The following is a 3,759-nucleotide window of genomic DNA, read 5'->3' as shown; positions in this document are numbered from 1 at the left end:
CCGTCCGGCTCCGCGTCCGCCGCGACGTGCTCAGCGCCCTCGCCGTCGCCGCCCTGCGCGGGCACCGACTGCGGCGCGTCCTCCACGGCGGCCACCGCGTCGCCCTCCCCCGCGGGTGCGGGGACACGGGCGTCGCCGTTGGCCTGGCGCCGGGGGGTCGACGCCTGGAGCGCCATCCCCCCTGTCGTACGGAAGAGTTCGTCGGCCCCCGGCAGACTCACTCGGCGTGACACCGGGCGAGCACCTCCCTGGCGAGCTGGCGGTAGGCGGCGGCACCGACGGAGTTGGACGCGTACGTGGTGATCGGCTCACCGGCGACCGTGGTCTCCGGGAAGCGGACCGTGCGCCCGATGACCGTGTGGTAGACGTGGTCGTCGAACGCCTCGACGACACGCGCGAGCACCTCACGGCTGTGCACCGTGCGCGAGTCGTACATCGTGGCGAGGATCCCGTCGAGCTCCAGGTCGGGGTTGAGCCGCTCCTGCACCTTCTCGATCGTCTCGGTCAGCAGCGCCACACCGCGCAGCGCGAAGAACTCGCACTCCAGCGGCACGATCACCTTGTGCGCGGCGGTCAGCGCGTTGACCGTGAGCAGGCCGAGCGAGGGCTGGCAGTCGATCACGATGTAGTCGTAGTCGTCCATCAGCGGCTTCAGCGCCCGCTGCAGCGTGGACTCGCGCGCGACCTCGCTCACCAGCTGCACCTCGGCCGCCGACAGGTCGATGTTGCTGGGCAGCAGGTCCATGTTGGGGACCGCGGTCTTCAGCAGCACCTCGTCGGCCGCCATGCCCCGCTCCATGAGCAGGTTGTAGACGGTGAGGTCGAGCTCCATCGGGTTGACGCCGAGACCGACCGACAGCGCGCCCTGCGGGTCGAAGTCGACGAGCAGCACCCGGCGTCCGTACTCCGCGAGCGCGGCGCCCAGGTTGATGGTCGACGTGGTCTTGCCGACGCCGCCCTTCTGGTTGCACATCGCGATGATCTTCGCGGGACCGTGGTCGGTCAGCGGGCCCGGGATCGGGAAGTACGGCAGCGGGCGTCCGGTCGGGCCGACGCGCTCACGGCGCTGGCGCGCCGCGTCGGGCGCGAGCGTGGCCGCGTACTCGGGGTCGGGCTCGTACTCGGCGTCAGGGTCGTAGAAGTGCCCCTCGGGCAGTTCGTCGTAGTCGGCGAAATGGTTGTGGGGCGCGCCACTTCCGTCGCCGGCCATGGCGTTCACGTGATGGCCATCCATGCTCTGGGGTGCTGGTTGAGTCACCACCGAAGTCCGGTGGCTCCGGTGGGCTGCGAAGGTGCGCACAGCTACGGAGCCGACAGCAGCGGATCCCGCGGGCTCCTGGTCCGGCGCAGGCATTCCTGGGTGACCACCCCCGGGAGTAAATGTCGACTCATTCACAAGTCGTCTTACCTCCTTGGTGACCAGGAAACTTCTAGACAGGTCAGCGTGGCACCATGCCGACGATTGGCGACTCTATGGCGTGTCGGCCGTCCGCAGCAACACAATCCGCCGGACCCGGCCCGATGTGTCGGCAATGAAACATCCCTCTGTCAAGGGCGTACGGCCGTCGCACGGCAGGTTTCACGGGTGTGCGAATCGGTAGAAGGGTTACGTTCGAGGCGAGTTGTCCCGGAAACAGGAAGTGACCATACACACACCCGGCCGGACCTTGTCGGGCAAGGTCCGGCCGGGTACGTGTCGTTGACGACGGAAGTTGACGTATCGCCTTTACCGATCGACGACTTGGTCGACTTGCCGTCCGGGACGCTCAGCCGAGCAGGGAGGCGAGCTCCACGTGCTCCAGGCCGTGCGCCTCGGCGACCTCCTTGTAAACCACCTTGCCGTCGTGCGTGTTGAGCCCCTTGGCGAGCGCGGGGTCGCGGCGCAGCGCCTCCACCCAGCCGCGGTCGGCGAGTTCGACGATGTACGGCAGCGTGGCGTTGGTGAGCGCGTAGGTGGAGGTGTTGGGCACCGCGCCGGGCATGTTGGCGACGCAGTAGAACACCGACTCGTGGACCTTGAAGGTCGGCTCGGCGTGCGTGGTCGGGTGGGAGTCCTCGAAGCAGCCGCCCTGGTCGATCGCGATGTCGACAAGGACACTTCCGGCCTTCATCCGCGAGACCAGTTCGTTGGTGACCAGCTTCGGGGCCTTGGCGCCGGGGACCAGCACCGCGCCGATCACGAGGTCGGCCTCCAGGCAGGCCTTCTCCAGCTCGAAGGCGTTGGAGACGACGGTCTGGATCTTCGTGCCGAAGACCTTGTCGGCCTCCTTGAGCTTGTTGATGTCCTTGTCGAGCAGGGTCACGTGGAAGCCCATGCCGATGGCGATCTGCGCGGCGTTCCAGCCGGAGACGCCGCCGCCGATGACGACGGCCTTGCCGGCCAGCACGCCGGGGACGCCGCCGGGGAGCACACCGCGGCCGCCGTGGGCGCGCATCAGGTGGTAGGCGCCGACCTGGGTGGACAGCCGGCCCGCGACCTCGGACATCGGGGCGAGCAGCGGAAGCGCGCGGCCGGGCAGCTCGACGGTCTCGTAGGCGATGGCGGTGGTGCCGGACTCCAGGAGGGCGTCCGTGCACTCCTTGGACGCGGCCAGGTGCAGGTAGGTGAAGAGGGTCTGGTCCTTGCGCAGGCGGTGGTACTCCTCCGCGATGGGCTCCTTGACCTTCAGCAGCAGGTCGGCGGCGGCCCAGACCTCGTCGGCGGTGTCCAGGATCTGCCCCCCGGCGGCGATGTACTCGCCGTCCGGGATCGAGGAGCCGACGCCGGCGCCGCGCTCGATGACGACCTGGTGGCCGTGGCGCACCAGCTCGTGCACGCCGGCGGGGGTGATGGCCACCCGGAACTCGTTGTTCTTGACTTCGCGGGGGATGCCGACCTTCACGTGGATCACGGTCCTTGGCTCAGAGGGTATGGGGGTATTGCTGCACATACCCGGGCGCACATGGGCACACCGGGAGAGACCGCAGGAGATGGCGCGGCAGAGCCAGTTTAATGAAGGTGTTCCCGCTGTCTAGCCTTTCATTGCTTCAATCTTCAGCGGATGGGCTACGGATTTCGTAGGCGTTAGCTCCGTGTTCCGGCTCGGAGTCGTCATCGAGGGCCTCCTCTGCCAGCATGCGCTCGGCCGTGTCCCGGTGCAGCGCGGCCGACGCGGGGTCGCCGAGGTGCCCGAAGGAGTCGGCCAGCCGCAGGTGCAGCGCGGCCTCCAGACGGGTGTCCTCGGCCCGGCGCGCCCACTCCACGGCCTCCCGGCAGGTGCGCAGCGACTCCTCGAGCCGGCCGGCGTACTCCTGCACCCGGGCCAGTTCGCTCAGGGCCCGCGCCTGTGCGGCCACGTCTCCGTGCCTGCGGTGTCCGGCGACGGCCGCGCGCCAGTCGCGCAGCGCCTCGCCGTAGCGGCCGGCGTAGGTGTGGGCGGCTCCGATACGGCCGTAGAGCCGGGCGGCGTCCTCGCCCTCGCCGCGGGCCAGCCGCTCGGCCAGGGCGCGGCCGAACCAGTCGGCGGCCCGGTCGTAGTCCCCGAGTTCCAGATGGGCGCCGCCCACGGATTCCATCGCGCGGCCGGTCGCGTACGGGTCGTTCGCCTCGCGTCCGGCGTCCAGCGCGGCCCGGTAGCGCCCCAGGGCGTCGGCGGTGCGGCCGGTACGGGCGTCGAGGTCGCCGAGGTTCAGCAGGGCCGCCGCCCGCTCGCGGGGCAGGTTCCGGCGTTCGGCGACGTCGAGGACCAGGCCGTGGATGTCGTACAGGTCGCTCGCGGC

Annotated in this window: 3 protein-coding genes and 1 pseudogene; all 4 read right to left on the bottom strand. The window is 69.9% G+C overall.

What is annotated here, in order from left to right; translation table 11 throughout:
• Positions 1-233 (bottom strand): annotated as a pseudogene (locus B7767_RS30170) (hypothetical protein); the annotation flags it as partial.
• Positions 218-1,354 carry a ParA family protein gene (locus tag B7767_RS30165; protein WP_078914100.1) on the bottom strand — a complete coding sequence of 379 codons (1,137 nt, stop codon included), beginning with the start codon at positions 1,352-1,354 and terminating at the stop codon, positions 218-220. The pseudogene B7767_RS30170 and the gene B7767_RS30165, both read right to left, overlap by 16 nt.
• A gap of 412 nt (positions 1,355-1,766) precedes the next feature.
• Positions 1,767-2,891 carry an alanine dehydrogenase gene (gene ald / locus B7767_RS30160; RefSeq protein WP_085574923.1) on the bottom strand — a complete coding sequence of 375 codons (1,125 nt, stop codon included), beginning with the start codon at positions 2,889-2,891 and terminating at the stop codon, positions 1,767-1,769.
• Between the two features lie 136 nt (positions 2,892-3,027).
• The coding region (locus tag B7767_RS30155; protein WP_143652702.1) for a tetratricopeptide repeat protein at positions 3,028-3,759 on the bottom strand (732 nt) is incomplete at its 5' end.

Origin of the sequence: Streptomyces sp. 13-12-16 (assembly GCF_002114215.1) — a bacterium.
GTDB lineage: Bacteria > Actinomycetota > Actinomycetes > Streptomycetales > Streptomycetaceae > Streptomyces.
The sequence above is the reverse complement of the archived record's forward strand: the minus strand, read 5'-3'. Positions and strand labels throughout refer to the sequence as shown.